16 protein-coding genes are annotated in these 15,665 nt (G+C 71.9%); 12 read left to right on the forward strand and 4 right to left on the reverse strand.

Features of this window, described 5'->3' with window-relative positions:
• Positions 1-121 precede the first annotated feature (121 nt).
• Positions 122-763, reverse strand: coding sequence for a MarR family winged helix-turn-helix transcriptional regulator (locus ACN9MP_RS18415; protein ID WP_426322610.1), 642 nt, complete (start codon positions 761-763; stop codon positions 122-124).
• Between the two features lie 118 nt (positions 764-881).
• Here ACN9MP_RS18415 and ACN9MP_RS18420 point away from each other — a divergent pair, with 118 nt between their 5' ends.
• The 12 genes from ACN9MP_RS18420 (at position 882) to ACN9MP_RS18475 (ending at position 12,989) form a co-directional block, all read left to right on the forward strand.
• Positions 882-1,781 carry a MarR family winged helix-turn-helix transcriptional regulator gene (locus tag ACN9MP_RS18420; RefSeq protein ID WP_426322612.1) on the forward strand — a complete coding sequence of 300 codons (900 nt, stop codon included), beginning with the start codon at positions 882-884 and terminating at the stop codon, positions 1,779-1,781.
• A gap of 209 nt (positions 1,782-1,990) precedes the next feature.
• Positions 1,991-2,689, forward strand: a complete 699-nt coding sequence (locus ACN9MP_RS18425; protein WP_426322614.1) for a sirohydrochlorin chelatase — start codon at positions 1,991-1,993, stop codon at positions 2,687-2,689.
• A 174-nt stretch (positions 2,690-2,863) separates the two neighbouring features.
• A complete protein-coding gene (locus ACN9MP_RS18430) occupies positions 2,864-4,591 on the forward strand; it encodes a nitrite/sulfite reductase (protein WP_426326123.1) in 1,728 nt (575 codons plus the stop codon).
• Positions 4,588-5,331 carry a phosphoadenylyl-sulfate reductase gene (locus tag ACN9MP_RS18435; protein WP_426322616.1) on the forward strand — a complete coding sequence of 248 codons (744 nt, stop codon included), beginning with the start codon at positions 4,588-4,590 and terminating at the stop codon, positions 5,329-5,331. The genes ACN9MP_RS18430 and ACN9MP_RS18435 overlap by 4 nt, the downstream gene beginning before the upstream one ends.
• Positions 5,328-6,353 carry a sulfate adenylyltransferase subunit CysD gene (cysD, locus tag ACN9MP_RS18440; protein ID WP_426322618.1) on the forward strand — a complete coding sequence of 342 codons (1,026 nt, stop codon included), beginning with the start codon at positions 5,328-5,330 and terminating at the stop codon, positions 6,351-6,353. The genes ACN9MP_RS18435 and cysD overlap by 4 nt, the downstream gene beginning before the upstream one ends.
• Positions 6,353-7,687: a sulfate adenylyltransferase subunit 1 gene (locus tag ACN9MP_RS18445; protein ID WP_426322620.1), complete on the forward strand. Its 1,335-nt coding sequence runs from the start codon at positions 6,353-6,355 to the stop codon at positions 7,685-7,687. Before cysD ends, ACN9MP_RS18445 begins: the two co-directional genes overlap by 1 nt.
• A gap of 2 nt (positions 7,688-7,689) precedes the next feature.
• Positions 7,690-8,559, forward strand: a complete 870-nt coding sequence (locus ACN9MP_RS18450) for an ABC transporter ATP-binding protein (RefSeq protein WP_426322621.1) — start codon at positions 7,690-7,692, stop codon at positions 8,557-8,559.
• On the forward strand, positions 8,549-9,469 hold the full coding sequence (locus tag ACN9MP_RS18455) for an ABC transporter permease (RefSeq protein ID WP_426322623.1): 921 nt from the start codon (positions 8,549-8,551) through the stop codon (positions 9,467-9,469). The genes ACN9MP_RS18450 and ACN9MP_RS18455 overlap by 11 nt, the downstream gene beginning before the upstream one ends.
• Complete coding sequence (gene cobA / locus ACN9MP_RS18460) at positions 9,466-10,263, forward strand: uroporphyrinogen-III C-methyltransferase (RefSeq protein ID WP_426322625.1); 798 nt, start codon at positions 9,466-9,468, stop codon at positions 10,261-10,263. The genes ACN9MP_RS18455 and cobA overlap by 4 nt, the downstream gene beginning before the upstream one ends.
• Entirely contained in the window at positions 10,260-11,654 is a 1,395-nt protein-coding gene (locus tag ACN9MP_RS18465) for an FAD-dependent oxidoreductase (RefSeq protein WP_426322627.1), read from the forward strand. The genes cobA and ACN9MP_RS18465 overlap by 4 nt, the downstream gene beginning before the upstream one ends.
• Positions 11,651-11,980, forward strand: a complete 330-nt coding sequence (fdxA, locus tag ACN9MP_RS18470; protein WP_347977278.1) for a ferredoxin — start codon at positions 11,651-11,653, stop codon at positions 11,978-11,980. Before ACN9MP_RS18465 ends, fdxA begins: the two co-directional genes overlap by 4 nt.
• Positions 11,973-12,989, forward strand: coding sequence for an NAD(P)/FAD-dependent oxidoreductase (locus ACN9MP_RS18475; protein WP_426322629.1), 1,017 nt, complete (start codon positions 11,973-11,975; stop codon positions 12,987-12,989). The genes fdxA and ACN9MP_RS18475 overlap by 8 nt, the downstream gene beginning before the upstream one ends.
• 32 nt (positions 12,990-13,021) lie before the next feature.
• Here the strand turns inward: ACN9MP_RS18475 and ACN9MP_RS18480 are convergent, their stop codons facing one another.
• From ACN9MP_RS18480 to ACN9MP_RS18490, 3 genes are all read right to left on the reverse strand, one after another.
• Positions 13,022-13,723 carry a PadR family transcriptional regulator gene (locus ACN9MP_RS18480; RefSeq protein WP_426322630.1) on the reverse strand — a complete coding sequence of 234 codons (702 nt, stop codon included), beginning with the start codon at positions 13,721-13,723 and terminating at the stop codon, positions 13,022-13,024.
• A gap of 202 nt (positions 13,724-13,925) precedes the next feature.
• A complete protein-coding gene (locus ACN9MP_RS18485; protein WP_426322631.1) occupies positions 13,926-14,726 on the reverse strand; it encodes an ABC transporter permease in 801 nt (266 codons plus the stop codon).
• A gap of 9 nt (positions 14,727-14,735) precedes the next feature.
• Positions 14,736-15,659, reverse strand: coding sequence for an ABC transporter permease (locus ACN9MP_RS18490; RefSeq protein WP_426322633.1), 924 nt, complete (start codon positions 15,657-15,659; stop codon positions 14,736-14,738).
• Between the last annotated feature and the right edge of the window lie 6 nt (positions 15,660-15,665).

The following is a 15,665-nucleotide window of genomic DNA, read 5'->3' on the forward strand; positions in this document are numbered from 1 at the left end:
CGTTCCCCCGCGAGTCGCCAAGACACGCCGGAGGGCAGTGCCGCGTTCCGGCGTGTCTTGGCGACTGGAGACTCGGAAGAGCGGGGCGGGGGCGGGGGAGGAGGGGGGAGGAGGGCGGGGTTCAGGTGGCGCCGGGCCAGGAGTCGGCCAGCTTCGTGAGCAGGCGTGCGAGGTCGGCGCGCTCCTCGTCGGTGAAGGCGGCGAGTGCGGCGTCGATGGCCTCGCGCCGCTCACCGCGGAACCCCCGCACCAGTCGGGTGCCCGCATCCGTCAGCGCCACGCGTGTGCGGCGGGCGTCATCGGGGTCGGCCTCGCGACGCGCCAGGTCGAGCTCGACGGCCTGCTGCACGAGCCGCGATGCCCGGGGCTGATCGACGCCCACGGCATCGGCGATCTCCCCCACCGAGAGGGGATGGGATGCGGCGGCCAGCGCTTCGAGCATCCGCATGCGCGCCGGCCCGCCGATGCGGCCCGCGCCGAGCCACGGAGGTGCGCCGAAGCCCGGCGGAGGACCGCCTCTTCCCCACGGGCCCCCGCGGCCGCCGCGGCCGCCGAAGCCGCGGAAGTCGTCGCCGTCGTCGTCGTGGCCGGCGTGGCCGTGCGCGTGCGCGCCATGCGCGTGCGGACCGGCGTGCCCGTGCGCGTGGGGGCCTGCTCCGTGCGGACCCGCGCCGTCCGCCCAGGGGGGTCGCGGCATCCGTCGACCACGCAGTCGGGCGAGCGCAGCGGCGATGGCGTCGGACGGATCGGGGGTGGACGACATGGATCCCAATTTACATGCGACTTGACATGGATCCGAAATGCATGTCACACTGCATACACATGCACTTCGACATGTATCTGCGGCGGCCCACTCGAGCCGCCTCTCGAAAGGACTTCTCATGAACGACATCGACAACGAACAGAACGATCACGACGACGACCCCACCGACCCCACCGACCCCACCGAGCCCGCCGAGCCCACCGGCCGGCGCCCGCTGGGCTACTGGCTGCGCGCGGTCGACGGGCTTCTCACGCGGGAGTTCGCGAAGGCGCTCGAGTCCGAGGGCATCGGACGCCGCGACTGGATGCTCCTGGGCGTGCTCTCGGGCGACGTCGAGGCTCCCGAGCTGCGCGAGCGGCTCGCTCGCAAGGGCAAGCGCCTGCGGGGCCTCGAGGAACGCGGCTGGGTGGCGCAGCAGGGCGACGGAACGTGGACTCTGACCGACCTGGGCCGCTCCGAGAAGGAGCGCATCGGCGGCATCGTCGACGGCATCCGCGCGCGGGTGGCCAGCGCCATCGGCGACGACGACGCCTATGCGGCGCTGACCGCCTCGCTGGAGGCGATCGCCCGCGAACTCGGCTGGGACGAGAGCAGGGCCGAGCTCGGCTTCGGCCTCGGCTTCGGCGCCGGCTTCGGCGGGATGGGCCGTCCGGGCTTCGGTCCGGGCTTCGGTCCGGGCTTCGGTCCGGGCTTCGGTCCGGGCTTCGGCGGGCGACCGGGCCCGTTCGAGCCCGGATTCCACGGCGGCAACCGGCACCGCGGCTTCCGTCCAGGGCGCCCCGGTCACCCGGCCGAACGGTTCGACGAGCCGATGCGCGGTCGCGCCGACCACCCGTTCGATGACGGATGCCCCGGCCATCACCCGCACGCCGGCCACAGCCACCACGACCACGAGGCCCACGGCCACGGCGGTCGCCACGGCCACGGCGGTCGCGGACGCGGACACCGCGCGCAGCGCGCGTACGAGCGCGGTTTCGACGCCGGGTTCGCACGAGGCCGGGAGTCCGGCGCGGCGTGAGTCGCAGCATCCGTCTCCCCGAAGGGCGGTCCCGCGCACGGCGGGACCGCCCTTCGGCGTTTGCCGCGTCCTCAATCGAGGTGCATCGCGGAGATGAGGAACCACGCCCCCTTTTCGCTCCTCATCTCGGCGCAGATCCTCAATCGAGGATCATGGACACCGACGCCGGCGTCACACGCGCGTCACAGACGGGAGGCACAATGGGGCGGGTGAGCACGGCCCCCGCACTCCTCGCCATCTCGCACGGCACGTCGTCGCCCGCCGGGCAGGCGGCCGTGGTGGCGCTCGTCGATGCGGTGGCCCGGCGCCTCCCCGACGTCACGGTGCGCCTCGGACACGTGGACGTGCAGCAGCCGGATGTCGCGGCATCCCTCGACCGGATCCCGGCGGGACTGCCGGTCGTGATCGTGCCGCTCCTGCTGTCGGCCGGGTATCACGTGCGCGTCGATCTCATCCAGCAGACGGCGGGGCGCGACGGCGTCGTGATCGCCCCCGCGCTGGGGCCTGACCCGCGGCTCGTCGACGCGCTCCTCGCACGGCTCGAGCCTCTTTCACCCGGTCCCGACGACGCGCTCGTGCTCGCGGTCGCCGGCTCGAGCGACGACCGCGCCAACGAGGACTGCCGGGAGATCGGACGGATGCTGGGCGCGCGGCTGGGCCGGGAGGTCACGGTGGGCTTCCTCGCGGCCGCCGACCCGCGCGTCGACACCGCCGTCGCCCGCGCGACCCCCGCGGGGCCCGGGCGGGTGATCGTCGCGGACTATCTGCTGGCGCCCGGCTACTTCCACGACCTCGCCGTGCGCATGGCCGGCGATTCCCCGGTCGCACCTCCGCTGCTGGGCGACGACGAGCCCCCGGCCGCACTCGTCGAGATCGTGGTCGATCGCTACAACGCGATGGTGGAGTGACAGGGCCGAGTGCACGAGAGGGGCGCGTGCAACTGTGTGACGCCCCGTTACGCCGGTTAACGCCCCTTGACGTCCGGATAGGTCCGCGGGCGTCTCGCTTCTAGCCTCACGGGAAGGACTCGATAGGGTCCGCCCGGGGGACGCCCCGGTATCACCCCGGAGGCTTTCGTGACCATCAACGACACCGACGCGCGCGCCGCGGCCGATCGCCCGCGCGCCGCCGTGCGCCCGCCGCGCCCGTCGTCGAAGCCGAACGGGCAGTGGAAGATCGACGGCACGACCCCGCTCAACGGCAACGAGGAGTGGAAGCAGGTCGACAACGGCCTGAGCGTGCGCGAGCGCATCGAGAACGTCTACTCGAAGGGCGGCTTCGCGTCCATCGACCCGACCGACCTCCACGGCCGGTTCCGCGTGTGGGGTCTCTACACGCAGCGCAAGCCCGGCATCGACGGCGGCCGCACCGCCACGCTCACGCCCGAAGAGCTGGAGGACGAGTTCTTCATGCTGCGCGTGCGCATCGACGGCGGCCAGCTCACCACCGAGCAGCTCCGGGTCATCGGCGGCATCTCCACCGAGTTCGGCCGCGGCTCCGCCGACATCACCGACCGCCAGAACATCCAGCTGCACTGGATCCGCGTCGAGGACATCCCCGAGATCTGGCGCCGGCTCGAGTCCGTCGGCCTCTCGACCACCGAGGCGTGCGGCGACGTGCCCCGCGTGATCCTGGGATCCCCGGTCGCGGGCATCGCCGCCGACGAGCTCATCGACCCGACGCCGCAGATCCAGGAGATCACGGCACGCTTCCTCGGCGACGAGACGCTGGCGAACCTGCCCCGCAAGTTCAAGTCCGCGATCACGGGCCACCCCAGCCAGGACGTCGTGCACGAGATCAACGACGTGGCCTTCGTGGCCGTCGAGCACCCCGAGCTGGGCATCGGCTACGACCTGTGGGTCGGCGGCGCCCTGTCGACCACCCCGCGTCTGGGCGAACGCCTCGGCACGTTCGTGCGACCGGACCAGGTGGCGGATGCCTGGCACGGCGTCACCCAGATCTTCCGCGACTACGGCTACCGGCGCCTGCGCAACAAGGCGCGCCTGAAGTTCCTGCTCGCGGAATGGGGCACGGAGAAGTTCCGCCAGGTGCTGCAGGACGAGTACCTCGGCTACGAGCTGCCCGACGGGCCCGCGGCCCCCAAGCCGCTCACTCCCGGCGACCACATCGGCGTGCACGAGCAGAAGGACGGCCGCTTCTACGTCGGCGTCACGCCGATCGTCGGCCGCGTCTCGGGCCCGACCCTGTCGAAGCTCGCCGACGTGATCGAGGCGCACGGATCCACGCGTCTGCGCACCACCCCGCACCAGAAGCTGGTGATCCTCGACGTGCCCGCCGGGAACGTCGAGCCGCTCGTGGGCGAGCTCGACGCGCTCGGGCTGCAGGCGCGCCCGAGCCTCATCCGCCGCGGCACGATCGCGTGCACCGGCATCGAATTCTGCAAGCTCGCCATCGTCGAGACCAAGGTCAACGCGACGGCGGCCGTCATCGACCTCGAAGAGCGACTCAAGGGCTTCGAGCTGCCGCATCCGATCTCCCTCCACGTCAACGGCTGCCCCAACTCGTGCGCACGGATCCAGACCGCCGACATCGGCCTCAAGGGTCAGCTCGTCACGATCGACGGCGAGCAGGTGCCCGGCTACCAGGTGCACCTCGGCGGGGGTCTCGCCTCACAGGACCGCGACGAGCCGGGCCTCGGCCGCACCGTCCGCGGACTCAAGGTGGCCGCCGACGGCATCGCCGACTACGTCGAGCGCGTCGTGACCCGCTTCCTCGCGGACCGCGACGCCGCCTCCGGCGAGACGTTCGCCCAGTGGGCGCACCGCGCAGAAGAGGAGGCCCTCCAGTGACTGTCTCACTCGCACCCCGCGTCGCCCTGAAGCGCACGCACGAAGAGCTCCGCGCGCTCGCCGAGCGCGGCAACCTCGAGCTGGGCAGCCTCACCGACCACGAGGCATCCGCCGCCGAGGTCGTCGCGTGGGTCGCACGCAACTTCTCGATGACCTCCGCCGCCGTGGCCTGCTCGATGGCCGACGCCGCGCTCCCCCACCTCGTCGCCGAGCAGCTTCCCGGCGTCGACGTGCTGTTCCTCGACACCGGGTACCACTTCACCGAGACGTACGCGACCCGCGACGAGGTGCAGCGTGCCCTCGACGTGCGGATCGTCGACATCACCCCCGACCAGACCGTGCCGGAGCAGGACGCCGAGTTCGGCGCGAAGCTGTTCGAGCGCGATGCGAGTCTCTGCTGCGCGCGCCGCAAGGTCGCGCCCCTGCAGAGCGCGCTCGGCGGGTACGAGGTGTGGTTCACGGGCGTGCGCCGCGACGAGGCGCCCACCCGCACGAACACGCCTCTCGTGACGTGGGACGAGCGCAACGGCCTCGTCAAGGTCAATCCGGTCGCCGCCTGGAGCTTCGACGACGTGCTCGCGTACGCCGCCGCGCACAAGGCCCCGGTGAACCTGCTCGTCGGGTTCGGCTACCCCTCGATCGGCTGCGAGCCGTGCACGAAGCCGGTCGCGCCCGGCGAAGACCCCCGATCCGGCCGCTGGGCCGGCTCCTCGAAGATCGAATGCGGGCTCCACGAATGACCCTCTCGAACACCGCCGCGGCTCCCACAGCGCCCCTCGCGCCAGAGGGTCGGAGATCTTCCGCGGATCGGGCCGATCGCGCCGGAGCTTCCGATTCTGCGCAGATCTCCGATTCCGGGGTGACGGCCGCCGGCCTCTCGACGCTCGACCTGCTCGAGGCCGAGGCCATCCACGTCATCCGCGAGGTGGTCGCCGAGTTCGAGCGGCCGGTTCTGCTGTTCTCCGGCGGCAAGGACTCCGTCGTCGTGCTGCACCTGGCGACGAAGGCGTTCGCCCCCGGCCGGGTGCCCTTCCCCGTGCTGCACGTCGACACGGGTCACAACTTCCCGGAGGTCATCGCCTTCCGCGACGAGACCGTCGAGCGTCTCGGCATCCGTCTCGAAGTGGCCCGCGTGCAGGACTACATCGACGACGGCCGCCTGCAGGAGCGCGCCGACGGCACGCGCAACCCGCTGCAGACGCTGCCGCTCCTCGACGCCATCGCCGCCGGCCGCCACGACGCCGTGTTCGGCGGGGCCCGTCGCGACGAAGACAAGGCCCGCGCCAAGGAGCGCATCATCTCGCTGCGCGACGAGTTCGGCCAGTGGGATCCTCGCAACCAGCGACCCGAGCTGTGGAGCCTGTACAACGGGCGTCACACGCCGGGACAGCACGTGCGCGCCTTCCCGATCTCGAACTGGACCGAACTCGACGTCTGGCGCTACATCGAGCGCGAGGGCATCGCCCTGCCGCCGCTGTACTTCGCGCACGAGCGCGACGTGTACGCCCGCGACGGCATGTGGCGCCCGGTCGGCCCGTTCTCGCCTCCGCGCGAGACCGAGACCGTCGAGCGCCGCACGGTGCGCTACCGCACGGTGGGCGACATGAGCTGCACCGGAGCGGTGGAATCGGATGCCGCGGACCTGGCCGCCATCGTCGCGGAGGTCGCCGTCTCGACCCTGACCGAACGCGGTGCCACGCGCGCCGACGACCGCCTCAGCGAGGCGGCCATGGAGGACCGCAAGAAGGACGGGTACTTCTGATGACCGCGACCCTCACCGCCCAGCCCACGCTGTTCCGGTTCGCGACGGCCGGCTCGGTCGACGACGGCAAGTCGACGCTGGTCGGCCGCCTGCTGCACGACTCGAAGGCGATCCTCGCCGACCAGCTCGAGCAGGTCGCCCGCACGTCCGCCGACCGGGGCTTCGCGCACGGCGACTTCGACTTCGCCCTCCTCACCGACGGCCTGCGGGCGGAACGGGAGCAGGGCATCACGATCGACGTCGCGTATCGCTACTTCTCGACGGGCGCCCGGTCGTTCATCCTCGCGGACTGCCCCGGCCACGTGCAGTACACGCGCAACATGGTCACCGGCGCCACCACCGCTGACGCCGTCGTGGTGCTGGTCGACGCACGCAAGGGCGTCGTCGAGCAGACGAAGCGGCACCTCGCGGTCGTCGCGCTGCTCCGGGTGCCGCACGTGATCGTCGCGGTCAACAAGATCGACCTCGTGGGCTTCGCGCAGGAGACCTTCGCCGACGTCACCGCGCAGGCGGCGACCGTCGCGGCCGAGCTCGGCATCGACGACCTGCACGTCATCCCCGTGTCGGCGCTCGAGGGCGACAACATCGTCGACCGGTCGGAGCGGACCCCCTGGTACGGCGGGCCGGCCCTCCTCGAGCTGCTCGAGACCCTGCCCGCCGCCGACCAGCTGGAGCAGGACGTCGAGCCGCTGCGGCTCCCCGTGCAGCTCGTGCTGCGGCCGCAGGGCGGGCTCGCGCCCGGCATCGACCCCGGTGAGGCCGAGCGCCTGCGGGACTACCGCGCCGTCGCCGGCCGCATCTCGAGCGGCGTCGTGCGCGTGGGCGACCGGGTGGAGATCTTCCCCGCCGGCCGTGCCACCACGGTCACCGGCATCCGTTCCGCGGGCGCAGAGGTCGGCGGGGCCACGGCTCCCCAGTCCGTCTCGCTCGAGTTCGAGGACGAGATCGACACCGCGCGCGGTGCGCTCGTCGTCGCCGAGGGCACGCTGCCCGCGGCTCGCCGCGAGTTCGAGGCGGAGCTGTTCCAGCTCGACGCGCGGGCCCTGACTCCCGGCATCCGCGTGCTCGTCAAGCACGGCACCGCGACGGTTCAGGCGATCGTGGCGCAGATCGAGTCGCGGTACGACCTCGACGCCCTGGTGCACGTGCCCGCGCAGACGCTCCAGACCAACGACATCGGCCGCGTGCGGCTGCGGCTGGCGGCCGATCTGCCGCTGGAGCCGTACCGCGCCAGCCGCCACGGGGGCTCGTTCCTCGTGATCCATCCCGCTGACGGCGCGACGCTCGCCGCCGGCATCGTGCGCGACTCCGCGGCGACACCGAGCGAGGACTGAACATGAGCACCGCACCGGGCCGGAAGGCCGCTGTCGCGCCGGCCGCCGCCTCCGCAGCGGCCACCTCCGGCACGTCGAACCCGCTGGCCCCCAGCTTCGACAGCGTGACGCCGGTGCCGGCCCCCGCTCCGGCGGCCGCGCCCGCCGTGCGCATCGACGCCGTGTCCAAGCGCTTCGGCAAGGGCCCGGTGGTGCTCGATGACGTGTCGCTCGACATCGCCCCCGGCGAGTTCGTCTGCCTCCTCGGCGCCTCGGGCTGCGGCAAGTCGACGCTTCTCAACCTCATCGCCGGCCTCGACCGTCCGAGCGCCGGCCGCATCGAGACGCCCGACGAGGGCTCGGCGGTCATGTTCCAGGAGTCGGCGCTCATGCCCTGGCTCACCGCCCGCAGGAACGTCGAGCTCGCCCTCCGCCTCCGCGGCGTGCCCCGCGGCGAGCGCCGGGAGAAGGCGCTCTCGCTGCTGGATGCCGTGAATCTGGCGGATGCCGCCGACAAGCGCCCGCACGAGCTCTCGGGCGGCATGCGCCAGCGCGTGGCGCTCGCGCGGGCTCTGGCGCAGGACCGGCCCGTGCTCCTCATGGACGAGCCGTTCGCCGCCCTCGACGCCATCACCCGCGACCTGCTCCACGAGGAGCTCGAGCGCGTGTGGCGCGCCACCGGGCGCACGATCGTCTTCGTCACGCACAACGTGCGCGAGGCGGCGCGGCTGGGCCAGCGCGTGGTGCTGATGGGCAGTCGTCCCGGCCGCATCGTGCAGCAGTGGCAGATCGCGAAGACCACGGGGCGGCGCATCGAGTCGCCCGAGGTCGCCGCCCTCTCGGTGGAGATCACCGAGCAGCTGCGCAAGGAGATCCGCCGAAATGCCGCTTGAGACCCCCACCGCCCTTCGCCAGGGCGCCGAGCCCGTCGCCCTTCCCGACGATCTCCGCAGCCTCTCCACCGGTCTCGACCGCCTGCAGACCGACGCGGATGCCGGCCCCAGCCGCTGGCGCCGCTTCGCCCAGAGCGTCGTGCCGCCGATCGTCTTCGTCATCGTCCTCATCGTCGCGTGGCAGCTGTACGTCGTCATCGCCGACCCGCGGCCCGACAAGGTCCCGAGCCCCCTCGACGTCTGGAACGCCCTGGGCCTCGCGTGGGAGACCGGGCGCCTGCAGGAGGCCGTCGCGACGAGCCTCGAGCGTGGCATCGTCGGGTTCCTCATCGCGATCGTCGTGGGCACGCCGATCGGCCTGCTGCTGGCCGAGGTGCGCCCCATCCGCCGCGCAGCCGGTCCGATCATCTCGGGGCTGCAGGTGCTGCCGTCGGTCGCGTGGGTGCCCGCCGCCATCATCTGGTTCGGCCTGTCGGATGCGACCGTGTACTTCGTGATCCTCATGGGCGCCATCCCGTCGATCGTCAACGGCCTGATCGCCGGCATCGACCAGGTGCCCCCGCAGCTGCGCCGGGTCGGCACGGTTCTCGGCGCCTCGCGCTGGCAGCTGGCGACGGCCGTCGTCCTGCCCGCCGCCCTCCCGGGCTACCTCGCCGGGCTCAAGCAGGGCTGGGCGTTCTCGTGGCGGTCGCTCATGGCCGCGGAGATCATCGCGACCGGCGGCTCCATCGGCTTCGGCCTGGGGTCGATGCTCGATCAGTCGCGGGAGCTCGCCGACATGGCCGGCGTCCTCGCCACGATCATCCTCATCCTGGCCGTCGGCATCCTCATCGAGCTGGTCTTCTTCGGACCCCTGGAGCGACGGATGCTGAAGCGCCGGGGACTGCTCATCACGGGAGGTGCGCGATGACCGCGACCGGCAAGGTGTGGCTCGTGGGGGCGGGACCCGGCGACGCCGGACTCCTCACGGTCACGGGCCTGCGCGCCCTGGAGGCCGCCGACGTCATCGTCGCCGACCGCCTCGGCGCCCGCGCCGTGCTCGACGGCCTCGCCGCCGACGGGGTGCAGCTGGGGGCCGAGGTCGTCGACGTCGGCAAGATGCCGGGCCACCACGCCGTGCCGCAGGACGCCATCAACGCCCTGCTCGTGCGGCTCGCCCACGACGGCAAGACGGTCGTGCGCCTCAAGGGCGGCGACCCGTACGTGTTCGGCCGCGGTGGCGAGGAACTGCACGCGTGCCAGGAAGCGGGAGTGGTCGTCGAGGTCGTGCCCGGCATCACCAGCGCCATCTCGGTGCCCGCCATCGCGGGCATCCCGCTCACCCACCGCGGTGTCGCGACCGCCTTCACCGTCGCCACCGCCCACGACCAGATCGAGTCCCTCGGCGGCGGCCGCGACCACACGGTGGTGCTGCTGATGGGCATCGGCACGCTCGCGAACTCCGCGATCACGCTGGCCCGCGGCGCGCGCGGCGCGGACTGCCCCGTCGTCGTCGTCGAGGACGGGTACGGACCCCGCCAGCGCGTCACGGTCGGCACGCTCGCGACGATCGCGCACCAGGCCGCGGAGCGAGGCATCCGCTCCCCCGCCGTCGTGGTGGTCGGCGACGTGGTGCGGCTGAGCCCGTACGCGCCCGCCGGCCTCGCGACCCTCGAACTCTCGAACTACGACCCGCTCGCTCCCCGGAAGGCCCGCACCCCGTGACCTCGTCCCACCTCCAGAACCTCCGCGTCGCGATCGTCGGCGCGGGCCCGGCCGGCATCTACGCGGGCAACATCCTCACCAACTCCGTGGCGGACGCCGGGGGATCCGTCGCGATCGACCTGTTCGAGTCGCTGCCGGCGCCCTACGGCCTGATCCGCTACGGCGTCGCGCCCGACCATCCCCGCATCAAGGGCATCGTCAACTCGCTGCACGAGATGCTGGATGCCGGCACCACGCGGTTCATCGGCAACGTCGAGGTCGGACGCGACCTCTCCATCGACGAGCTGCAGGAGCGGTACGACGCCGTCATCCTCGCCACCGGCGCGATCCGCGACGCCGCGCTCGACATCCCCGGCATCGACCTGCCCGGCTCGTACGGCGCGGCCGACTTCGTGGCCTGGTTCGACGGCCACCCCGACGTGCCGACGTCGTGGTCGCTCGACAAGCGCGAGGTCGCGGTCATCGGCAACGGCAACGTCGCGCTCGACGTCGCCCGCATCCTCGCCAAGCACGCCGTCGACCTGCGCTCGACCGAGATCGCCGACAACGTGCTCGCGGGCCTCGAGGCGTCCGCCGTCACCGACGTGCACGTGTTCGGCCGCCGCGGCCCCGCTGACATCAAGTTCACGCCGATCGAGCTGCGCGAGCTCGGCGAGGTGCCCGACGTCGACATCGTCGTGAGCGACGAGGACTTCGCCTACCTCGAGGGCTTCACGCCGGCGAACAACCAGCTCAAGGTGATGCTCCGCATTCTGGAGAGCTGGCGCACGCGCGAGTCCACGGGTGCGAGCCGGCGCCTTCACCTGCACTTCTACCACTCGCCCGTCGCGGTTCTGGGCGAGGGCGAGGTCGAGGGCCTGCGCTTCGAGCGCACCGAGCCCTCCGGCGACGGCGGCGTGCGGGGCACCGGCGAGTTCCGCGAGTACCCGGTGCAGCAGGTCTACCGCGCGGTCGGCTACTACGGCACGCCCGTGATCGATGCCCCGTTCGACGAGAAGGCCGGCGTGGTCTCCAACGTCGAGGGACGGGTGACGGATGCCGGCGCCACCGGTGACCCCGACGCGCCCGTGATCGCCGGCCTCTACGCGACGGGCTGGATCAAGCGCGGACCGGTCGGTCTCATCGGCCACACCAAGTCCGACGCGATGGAGACCATCGCGCACCTCGTCTCGGACGTCGAGGCGGGGCGCCTGTCGGCACCGGTCGTGGAAGGCGATGTGCTCGACCTGCTCGACGAGCGCGACGTCGCGTACACGACGTGGGACGGCTGGCTCGCCCTCGACGCCCACGAGCGCGAGCTGGGCGCGAACCACCTGCACACGCGGGAACGCGTCAAGGTCGTTCCGCGCGACGAGCAGGTGCGCATCTCGCGGGGAGCGCTCGTCCCGTGACGTATGTGATCGCCCTTCCCTGCGTGGACGTCAAGGACCGCGCCTGCATCGACGAGTGCCCCGTGGACTGCATCTACGAGGGTGACCGGTCGCTGTACATCCACCCCGACGAGTGCGTCGACTGCGGTGCGTGCGAGCCGGTGTGCCCGGTCGAGGCGATCTACTACGAGGACGACCTGCCCGACGAGTGGCAGGACTACTACAAGGCGAACGTCGAGTTCTTCGACGACATCGGCTCGCCCGGTGGTGCCGCCAAGACCGGCGTGATCGCCAAGGACCACCCGGTGATCGCAGCGCTTCCTCCTCAAGGAGACGGGCATGACTGATCGCAACCCGCTCCCCCGTCACGATGTGTCGCCGGCGGCCGCAGATCGTGACAGGGGAACAGCGGCAGACAGCACCGAGGTCGACGTCGTCATCGTCGGCGGCGGCCCGGCCGGACTGTCGGCCGCGCTGAACCTCGGACGCGCCCGCGCCTCGGTCGTCCTGGTCGACGCAGGCCGCCCGCGCAACGCCGCCACGCTGCGCTCGCACGGGTTCCTCACCCGTGACGGAGTGTCGCCGCTCGAGCTCCGCAAGCTCGCCCGGGCGGAGCTCGCGGCCTACCCGAACGTGCGCGTGCTCGACCGCACCGTCGCGTCGGCGCTCATCGAACAGCCTGGCGAGGGCGGCCTCCGGTTCATCGCCGCGCTGCACGGCCGGCGCGCGGGAACCCCGCCCGCCGTGGCCGCCCGCTCCGTGCTGATCGCCACAGGCCTTCGCGAGACCCTCCCCGACATCCCGAGCCTCCGCGCGTTCTACGGCATGACGATGTTCAGCTGCGCCGCGTGCGACGCATGGGAGCTGCAGGACCGCCCGCTCGCCCTGATCGGCGAGACCTCCGATCTCGCCGCGCGCGCCCGCCTCATCGCCCGCTGGACCGACCGGCTCACGGTGTTCACCAACGGGTCGGAGGCCGTGGACACGGTCGAAGAGGCCGAGCTCGCAGCATCCGGGATCGTCGTCGAGCGTCGCGTCATCGACGACCTCGAGGGCGACAAGGGCGCCGTGTCGGCCGTGCGCCTCGCCGACGGCACCCGCATCGCGATCGACGGCGGCTTCGTGCGCCCGCAGTGGCACCCGGTGCTCGACTTCCTCGGCGGCATCGACCTGGAGCGCGACCGGTTCGGCAACCTGGTCACCGACCGCTCGGGACGCACGTCGGTGCCGGGCCTGTATGCGGCAGGGGATGCCGCATCCCCCGGTCCGCAGCAGCTCATCGTCGCCGCGGGCCAGGGTGCCCGATCCGCCGCCGTGCTCGTGCACGACCTCGTCGGGGTGCGCACCGCCCACTGACCGGCGCACTCTTGCGCGTGCGCCGCCGCACGTCAGTGAGCGTCCGGCTGCCCCGCCTCGAACAGCCTGCGGCCGGGTGCGAGCATGTGTCGCACCTGGTCGCCGTGCGTGGTCGCCGGCGTCACCGTGTCGGGCCACCTCGCGATCTGCCGCTCGGCCCACTCGGCCCACGCAAGGATGTGCTCGTAGTGGCCGACCATGAAGGTGTTCGCCAGTGCGAAGAGATGCTGGCGCTCGGGGAACGTGCCGCCCGTCGCGCTGATGAACGCGGCGTACCGGGCGAACAGGTCGCGCTGGGCGAGGGCGCGCTCCCGCGTCTGGGCGAGCGTCGCGCGCAGGTCGTCGAGCGATCCCTGGTCGGAGAGCAGCACGCGCACCATGCCCTCGAACTCAAACGACGGCGGGCGCACCGGCGTGCTCAGCCACCGGGCGAGCGCCTCGCGGCCCTCCGGCGTGATCGAGTACATGGTGCGGGCGCGCTTGCCGGTGTGCTCCTGACGGGTCTCGACGAAGCCGGCGTCGCGGAGCCGGGTGAGCACGGCGTAGCGGCCGCGGTCCGCCGACGGCCACAGCTCCGCGACTCCGCGGCCCAGCTGCTCGGCCAGCTGGTACGCCGACCAGTCCCGCGCCGCCAGGAGGCCCAGGGTCAGGTACGCCGTGGTCGAGATCTCGCGGTCGGGCACCGGCATCCTCCTCCCCCACCCGCCGTCGACCAGCCCGGCGGGTCCCGTCATCGGCGGACGAGGAAAGGCTATCCCGCTCGCTCCCCATCGGCCATATACTGCAGCTTGCAGTAACTGTTGGCCGGTCTCGCCATCTGAAGGCGGAGTCCGCGCTGCCGGCGGGCCGGTCGTGGGGGCGCGGGCCCGCCGCCGCGGCGGGCGATCGTGGGGATCGCCCGCCGCGAACCTCGCGCAGCCGGCGCCCAGGAAGACCTCAGCGGCGGGTCTGCTCCGAGCCCGAGAGCCGCTGCGCGAGGTAGATCGGCACGATCGACACGATCACGAGCACGACCGCGATGACCGAGACGACCGGCGCCTGGTTGGGCCGGAACATGTTGTTGAGGATGTAGATCGGAAGCGTGGTCACGCCGGATCCGGCCGTGAACGTGGTCACGATGATCTCGTCGAAGCTCAACGCGAAGGCGAGGAGGGCGCCGGCCAGCAGCGCCGAGCGCAGCTGCGGGAAGGTGACGAGGCGGAACGTCGTCCAGATGCCGGCACCCAGATCGGCCGAGGCCTCCTCGAGGTTCGTGCCGGTGCGCCGCAGGCGTGCGATGACGTTGTTGAACACCGTCACGATGCAGAACGTCGCGTGTGCGATCACCACCGTCCAGATCGACAGCGGGATGCCCATGATCGTGCGGAAGAAGTTGTTGAGCGCGATGCCCGTGATGATGCCGGGCAGGGCGATCGGCAGGATGATCAGCAGCGAGATCGCGTCGCGTCCGAAGAACTCGAACCGCTGCAGCGCCAGCGAGATGAGCGTGCCCAGCACGAGCGAGATCGCCGTGGCGATGAGGGCGATCCCGACGCTGGTGCCGACCGCCTCGAGCGCGCCCGCGCTCTGGAACGCCTTGCCCCACCACTCCAGCGTGAAGCCCGGCGGGGGCCAGGTGAGCGACGTCGAGGTGGAGAAGGAGTTCACCAGCACGACGAACAGCGGCAGGTACACCGCGAGCAGGATCAGCCCCGTGACGACGCCGAGCACGGTGCGGGAGAGTCGCGAGAGTCGCATCGCCGGATCCTAGAGGTTGTTCAGGGCGCCGGTGCGGCGCACGAGGGCGAGGTAGCCGAAGATGATGACGATCGGGATGAGGGCGATCGCCGCCGCGAGCGGCAGGTTGTTCGCCGCCCCCACGTTCGTGTAGACGAGGTTGCCGAGCATCTGGCTGGCGCCGCCGACGATGTTGACGGTGATGTAGTCGCCGAGCGACAGCGAGAAGGCGAAGATCGTGCCCGCGATGATCGCGGGGAACGCGAGCGGGAGCACGACGGACCCGATCGTCCGCCACGTGCGGCCGCCCAGATCGGCGGATGCCTCGAGCAGCGAGTCCGGCACGCGCTCCAGTCCTGCGTAGATCGGGAGGATCACGTACGGCAGCCACAGGTACGACAGCGTGATGATCGTCGCGGTGAGCCCGTAGCCGGGCGTGTGCAGGCCGAACGGCGCGAGGATCCACTCGAGGATGCCCTCCTGCGACAGCACCGACCGCCACGCATACGCCTTGACGAGGTAGCTCGCCCAGAGCGGCATCAGCACGGCGATCACGAGGAGGCGCTGCATGCGAGGCGAGGCGACCTTCGCCATGTAGAAGGCGATCGGGAGGGCGATGGCCACGTCGATGATGGTGACGAGCAGGGCGACGCCCACGGTGCGGAGGGTCACCGTCTGGTACAGCGAGCCGGTGAGCACGGTGATGATGTTGTCGAGCGTCCAGTCGGTGATGATCTCGCCGGTGAAGCTGTCGACCGTCCAGAACGCCGTCACCAGCAGCAGGACGAGCGCCACGATGTAGACGACGCCGAGCCAGAACAGCGGCGCCGTCAGGAGGAACGCGAGCCGGAAGCGCGGGTGCGCGCTCAGCCACGCCGACGCGCGACGCGCGGTCGTCCTCCGCGGCTCGGCGACCGCCCGCGGGGTGGGCGGGGCGGACAGGGTCTGGGTCATCGGTTC

The organism is Microbacterium sp. E-13 (genome assembly GCF_049912955.1).
Taxonomy (GTDB): domain Bacteria; phylum Actinomycetota; class Actinomycetes; order Actinomycetales; family Microbacteriaceae; genus Microbacterium.

Coding starts and splice junctions, on each gene's coding strand:
- ACN9MP_RS18415 (WP_426322610.1), bottom strand. CDS start 763: ATGTCGTCCACCCCCGATCCGTCCGACGCCATCGCCGCTGCGCTCGCC.
- ACN9MP_RS18420 (WP_426322612.1), top strand. CDS start 882: ATGAACGACATCGACAACGAACAGAACGATCACGACGACGACCCCACC.
- cysD (WP_426322618.1), top strand. CDS start 5,328: ATGACCCTCTCGAACACCGCCGCGGCTCCCACAGCGCCCCTCGCGCCA.
- ACN9MP_RS18445 (WP_426322620.1), top strand. CDS start 6,353: ATGACCGCGACCCTCACCGCCCAGCCCACGCTGTTCCGGTTCGCGACG.
- ACN9MP_RS18450 (WP_426322621.1), top strand. CDS start 7,690: ATGAGCACCGCACCGGGCCGGAAGGCCGCTGTCGCGCCGGCCGCCGCC.
- ACN9MP_RS18455 (WP_426322623.1), top strand. CDS start 8,549: ATGCCGCTTGAGACCCCCACCGCCCTTCGCCAGGGCGCCGAGCCCGTC.
- cobA (WP_426322625.1), top strand. CDS start 9,466: ATGACCGCGACCGGCAAGGTGTGGCTCGTGGGGGCGGGACCCGGCGAC.
- ACN9MP_RS18475 (WP_426322629.1), top strand. CDS start 11,973: ATGACTGATCGCAACCCGCTCCCCCGTCACGATGTGTCGCCGGCGGCC.
- ACN9MP_RS18480 (WP_426322630.1), bottom strand. CDS start 13,723: ATGACGGGACCCGCCGGGCTGGTCGACGGCGGGTGGGGGAGGAGGATG.
- ACN9MP_RS18485 (WP_426322631.1), bottom strand. CDS start 14,726: ATGCGACTCTCGCGACTCTCCCGCACCGTGCTCGGCGTCGTCACGGGG.
- ACN9MP_RS18490 (WP_426322633.1), bottom strand. CDS start 15,659: ATGACCCAGACCCTGTCCGCCCCGCCCACCCCGCGGGCGGTCGCCGAG.